The sequence below is a fragment of the Streptomyces sp. NPDC054841 genome (assembly GCF_053611045.1).
This window is the reverse complement of record NZ_JBSGZO010000538.1, coordinates 1-5301: the sequence shown is the minus strand read 5'-3', so window position 1 is coordinate 5301 and position 5301 is coordinate 1. Positions and strand designations below refer to the sequence as shown.

The 5301-nt window shown below is 68.7% G+C and carries 4 protein-coding genes; all 4 read left to right on the top strand.

Annotation, left to right across the window (positions count from 1 at the left end; genetic code table 11):
• The coding region (locus tag ACWGI8_RS38645; protein WP_453668115.1) for an LLM class flavin-dependent oxidoreductase at nucleotides 1–442 on the top strand (442 nt) is incomplete at its 5' end.
• 12 nt (nucleotides 443–454) lie between these two features.
• A complete protein-coding gene (locus tag ACWGI8_RS38640) occupies nucleotides 455–1597 on the top strand; it encodes an acyl-CoA dehydrogenase family protein (RefSeq protein ID WP_453668114.1) in 1143 nt (380 codons plus the stop codon).
• Nucleotides 1598–1711: 114 nt separating this feature from the next.
• The gene (locus tag ACWGI8_RS38635; RefSeq protein ID WP_453668113.1) at nucleotides 1712–2926 is read left to right on the top strand and encodes an acetyl-CoA C-acetyltransferase; all 1215 of its coding nucleotides are present in this window, start codon (nucleotides 1712–1714) and stop codon (nucleotides 2924–2926) included.
• Nucleotides 2927–2978: 52 nt separating this feature from the next.
• Complete coding sequence (locus ACWGI8_RS38630) at nucleotides 2979–5153, top strand: 3-hydroxyacyl-CoA dehydrogenase NAD-binding domain-containing protein (protein WP_453668116.1); 2175 nt, start codon at nucleotides 2979–2981, stop codon at nucleotides 5151–5153.
• The last annotated feature ends 148 nt before the right edge of the window (nucleotides 5154–5301 follow it).

The window sequence follows — 5301 nt, the reverse complement described above, 5'->3', positions numbered from 1 at the left end:
CGAGGACACCGCGCTGCGCCACGTCCGCGCGGGCCGGGAGAAGGCCGGGAAGACGATGGACGGCTTCGACGTGTGCCCCACCCTGCCGCTCGCGGTCGGCGACGACGTGGCCGCGCTGGCCGACATGTTCCGCCCGTACACCGCCCTCTACGTCGGCGGCATGGGCGCACCCGGGAAGAACTTCTACAACGACCTCGCCGTCGCCTACGGCTACGAGGAAGAGGCGAAGAAGATCCAGGAGCTGTATCTCTCCGGGCGGAAGAAGGAGGCCGAGGCGGCCGTCCCCGACGAGTTCTGTGAGCTCATGTCGCTCTGCGGCCCGGAGAGCTACGTCCGTGAGCGTGTCGAGGCCTTCCGCGAAGCCGGCGTCACCATGCTCAACGTCATTCCCGTCGGCGCCGAGCCGGCCAAGTTGATCGAAACCGTCAAGGGCTGGCTGTAGGGAGACCGGAAGATGAAACGGCAGATCTTCACCACCGAGCACGACGCGTTCCGCGAGACCGTCCGCACCTTCCTCGCCAAGGAGGTACTGCCGTACTACGAGCAGTGGGAGAAGGACGGCATCGTCTCGCGCGGGGCCTGGCTCGCGGCGGGCAGGCAGGGACTGCTCGGTCTCGCGGTCCCCGAGGAGTACGGCGGCGGGGGAAACACCGACTTCCGCTACAGCGCGGTGCTCGCCGAGGAGTTCGCCCGCGCGGGCGCCCCCGGGCTCGCGATCGGACTGCACAACGACATCATCGGCCCGTATCTCACATCGCTCGCCGACGAGCAGCAGAGGCAGCGGTGGCTGCCGGGCTTCTGCAGCGGAGAGATCATCACGGCCATCGCGATGACCGAGCCGGGCGCCGGCTCCGACCTCCAGGGCATCCGCACCACCGCGGAGGACCGCGGCGACCACTGGCTGCTGAACGGCTCCAAGACGTTCATCTCCAACGGGATCCTCGCCGATCTGGTGATCGTCGTCGCGAAGACGACCCCGGAGGGCGGGGCGAAGGGCCTGTCGCTGCTGGTCGTCGAGCGCGGCATGGAGGGCTTCGAGCGCGGCCGCAATCTGGACAAGATCGGTCAGAAGTCCCAGGACACCGCAGAGCTGTTCTTCACCGACGTGCGGGTCCCGAAGGAAAACCTCCTGGGGAATCTGAACGGCGCGTTCGTCCATCTGATGACCAATCTCGCCCAGGAACGGCTCAACATCGCGGTGGCCGGGATCGCCGCCGCGGAGTATCTGCTGGAGATCACCACCCAGTACGTGAAGGAGCGCGAGGCCTTCGGACGCCCGCTCTCGAAGCTCCAGCACGTCCGTTTCGAAATAGCCGAGATGGCCACCGAGTGCGCCGTCACGCGTACGTTCCTCGACCGCTGCATCGTCGACCACTCGAACGGGGAGCTCGACGCAGTGCACGCCTCGATGGCGAAGTGGTGGGCGACGGAGCTGCAGAAGCGCGTCGCGGACCGGTGCCTCCAGCTGCACGGCGGCTACGGCTACATGACCGAGTACCGGGTCGCCAAGGCCTTCACCGACGGTCGTATCCAGACGATTTACGGCGGCACCACCGAGATCATGAAGGAGATCATCGGCCGCTCGTTGCTCTCCTGACCCTTGCTCTTCCGGCCCCTGCCCTCCCGGCCCTTGCTCTCCCGCCCCTTCCAGGGCCCCTGACCCTCACCCCTCGACTGCGCACCCCTCATTCGTGATGCGAAAGGCTCTGTTGTGAGTACCGAAGCGTTTGTGTACGACGCGATCCGCACCCCGCGCGGCCGCGGCAAGGCCAACGGGGCCCTGCACGGCACCAAGCCGATCGACCTGGTCGTCGGCCTGATCCACGAGATCCGCTCCCGCTTCCCGGGCCTGGACCCGGCCGCGATCGACGACATCGTGCTCGGCGTCGTCGGCCCGGTCGGCGACCAGGGCTCCGACATCGCCCGGATCGCCGCCATCGCGTCCGGACTCCCCGACACCGTCGCGGGCGTCCAGGAGAACCGCTTCTGTGCCTCGGGTCTGGAGGCTGTCAACATGGCGGCGATGAAGGTCCGCTCCGGCTGGGAGGACCTGGTGCTCGCGGGCGGTGTCGAGTCGATGTCGCGGGTTCCGATGGCGTCCGACGGCGGCGCATGGTTCGCCGACCCGATGACCAACTTCGACACCAACTTCGCGCCGCAGGGCATCGGCGCCGATCTGATCGCCACCATCGAGGGCTTCTCGCGGCGCGACGTCGACGAGTACGCCGCGCTCTCGCAGGAGCGTGCCGCCGCGGCCTGGAAGGACGGCCGCTTCGACCGTTCCGTCGTCCCGGTGAAGGACCGTAACGGACTCACGGTCCTGGACCACGACGAGCACATGCGTCCCGGCACCACGGCGGACTCGCTGGCCTCCCTCAAGCCGTCGTTCGCGGGCATCGGCGACATGGGCGGCTTCGACGCCGTCGCGCTGCAGACGTACCACTGGGTGGAGAAGATCGACCACGTCCACCACGCGGGCAACTCGTCGGGCATCGTGGACGGTGCCTCGCTCGTGGCCATCGGCTCCAAGGCGGTCGGCGAGCGCTACGGACTCACGCCCCGCGCCCGGATCGTCTCCGCGGCGGTCTCCGGCTCCGAGCCCACCATCATGCTCACCGGACCCGCGCCCGCCACCCGCAAGGCGCTCGCCAAGGCCGGACTGACCATCGACGACATCGATCTGGTCGAGATCAACGAGGCGTTCGCGGCGGTCGTGCTGCGCTTCGTACGGGACATGGGACTCTCCCTGGACAAGGTCAATGTGAACGGCGGGGCCATCGCCCTGGGCCACCCCCTCGGCGCCACCGGCGCGATGATCCTCGGCACGCTCGTCGACGAACTGGAGCGCCAGGACAAGCGCTACGGCCTCGCCACGCTCTGCGTCGGCGGTGGCATGGGCATCGCCACGATCGTCGAGCGTCTCTGACCGTCCCGTCCCTCCCCTCCCCTTCCTTTACGGAGAAGCAGCAATGACAGCAATGCCGGCGAGTTCCACCATCCGCTGGGAGCAGGACGAGACCGGGATCGTCACCCTCGTCCTCGACGACCCCAACCAGTCCGCCAACACCATGAACCAGGCCTTCAGGGACTCCATCGCGGCGATCGCCGACCGCGCCGAGGCCGAGAAGGACAGCATCCGCGGCATCATCTTCACCTCCGCCAAGAAGACGTTCTTCGCGGGCGGCGACCTCAAGGACATGATCAAGGTCGGCCCGGAGAACGCCCAGCAGGCCTTCGACATGGGCATGGGTATCAAGCACGCCCTGCGCCGTATCGAGACCCTCGGCAAGCCGGTCGTCGCGGCCATCAACGGCGCGGCGCTGGGCGGCGGTTACGAGATCGCCCTCGCCTGCCACCACCGCATCGCGCTCGACGCGCCCGGCTCCAAGATCGGTCTGCCCGAGGTGACGCTGGGTCTCCTTCCGGCCGGCGGCGGTGTGACCCGTACCGTACGGCTCATGGGTATCGCCGACGCGCTGCTCAAGGTGCTCCTCCAGGGCACCCAGTACTCCCCGCAGCGGGCGCTGGAGAACGGCCTGATCCACGAAGTGGCCGCGACGAACGAGGAGATGCTCGCCCAGGCGCGTGCCTTCATCGAGGCGAACCCCGAGTCGCAGCAGCCCTGGGACGTCAAGGGCTACAAGATCCCCGGCGGTACGCCGTCGAATCCGAAGTTCGCCGCGAACCTGCCCGCGTTCCCGGCCAACCTGAAGAAGCAGCTGAACGGCGCCCCCTACCCCGCGCCGCGCAACATCCTCGCGGCCGCCGTCGAGGGCTCGCAGGTCGACTTCGAGACCGCGCAGACGATCGAGGCGCGGTACTTCACCGAGCTGCTGACCGGGCAGACCGCGAAGAACATGATCCAGGCGTTCTTCTTCGATCTCCAGGCGGTCAACTCCGGTGCGAACCGTCCCAAGGGCATCGAACCGCGCCCGGTCCGCAAGGTCGCCGTGCTCGGCGCCGGAATGATGGGCGCGGGTATCGCCTACTCCTGCGCGAAGGCCGGGATCGAGGTCGTCCTCAAGGACGTCAACGCCGACGCGGCCGAGCGGGGCAAGGCGTACTCGGAGAAGCTGCTGGACAAGGCGCTCAGCCGCGGCCGTACGACCGAGGCCAAGCGCGCGGAGCTGCTCGCCCGGATCACCCCGACCGCGGACCCGGCCGACCTCGCGGGCTGCGACGCCGTCATCGAGGCGGTCTTCGAGGACCCGGCGCTCAAGCACAAGGTGTTCCAGGAGATCCAGGACATCGTCGAGCCGGACGCGCTGCTCTGCTCCAACACCTCGACCCTGCCGATCACGCTGCTCGCGGAGGGCGTCGACCGGCCCGTCGACTTCATCGGACTCCACTTCTTCTCGCCCGTCGACAAGATGCCGCTCGTCGAGATCATCAAGGGCGAGCGTTCCGGTGACGAGGCGCTGGCCCGTGCCTTCGACCTGGTCCGCCAGATCAACAAGACGCCGATCGTCGTCAACGACTCGCGCGGCTTCTTCACCTCGCGGGTCATCGGCCAGTTCATCAACGAGGGCGTGGCGATGGTGGGCGAGGGCGTCGAGCCCGCGTCGGTCGAGCAGGCCGCGGCCCAGGCCGGCTACCCGGCGAAGGTGCTCTCCCTGATGGACGAGCTCACTCTCACCCTCCCGCGCAAGATCCGGGACGAGACGAAGCGGGCCGTGGAGGAGGCGGGCGGCACCTGGAAGGGGCACCCGGCGGACGCGGTCATCGACCGGATGGTCGACGAGTTCGGCCGCACCGGCCGCAGCGGCGGCGCGGGCTTCTACGAGTACGGCGAGGACGGCAAGCGCGCCGCGCTCTGGCCGGGCCTGCGCGAGCACTTCACCCGCGCGGACGCCTCGGTCCCCTTCGAGGACATGAAGGAGCGGATGCTCTTCTCCGAGGCCCTGGACACGGTCCGTTGCCTGGAGGAGGGCGTGCTGACCTCGGTCGCCGACGCCAACATCGGCTCCATCATGGGCATCGGCTTCCCCGCCTGGACGGGTGGCGTGCTTCAGTACATCAACGGCTACGACGGCGGACTGCCCGGCTTCGTCACCAGGGCGCGCGAGCTCGCGGCGGCGTACGGCGAGCGCTTCGAGCCGCCGGCGCTGCTCGTGGAGAAGGCGGAGAAGGGCGAGGTCTTCACCGACGCCTGACCCGGCCCGGTATCGCGGGGCGGACGGGCCTGCCACTGGCGCGGGCCCGTCCGCTCGAACGGGGTGTTAGGCATGAGCCCATACCCCCCACAGGTGGTCAGCCGCCCCAAGCGGGATTCGCCCCACCGCCCCCAAAAACCCGACATAT

Coding starts and splice junctions, on each gene's coding strand:
- ACWGI8_RS38640 (WP_453668114.1), top strand. CDS start 455: ATGAAACGGCAGATCTTCACCACCGAGCACGACGCGTTCCGCGAGACC.
- ACWGI8_RS38630 (WP_453668116.1), top strand. CDS start 2,979: ATGCCGGCGAGTTCCACCATCCGCTGGGAGCAGGACGAGACCGGGATC.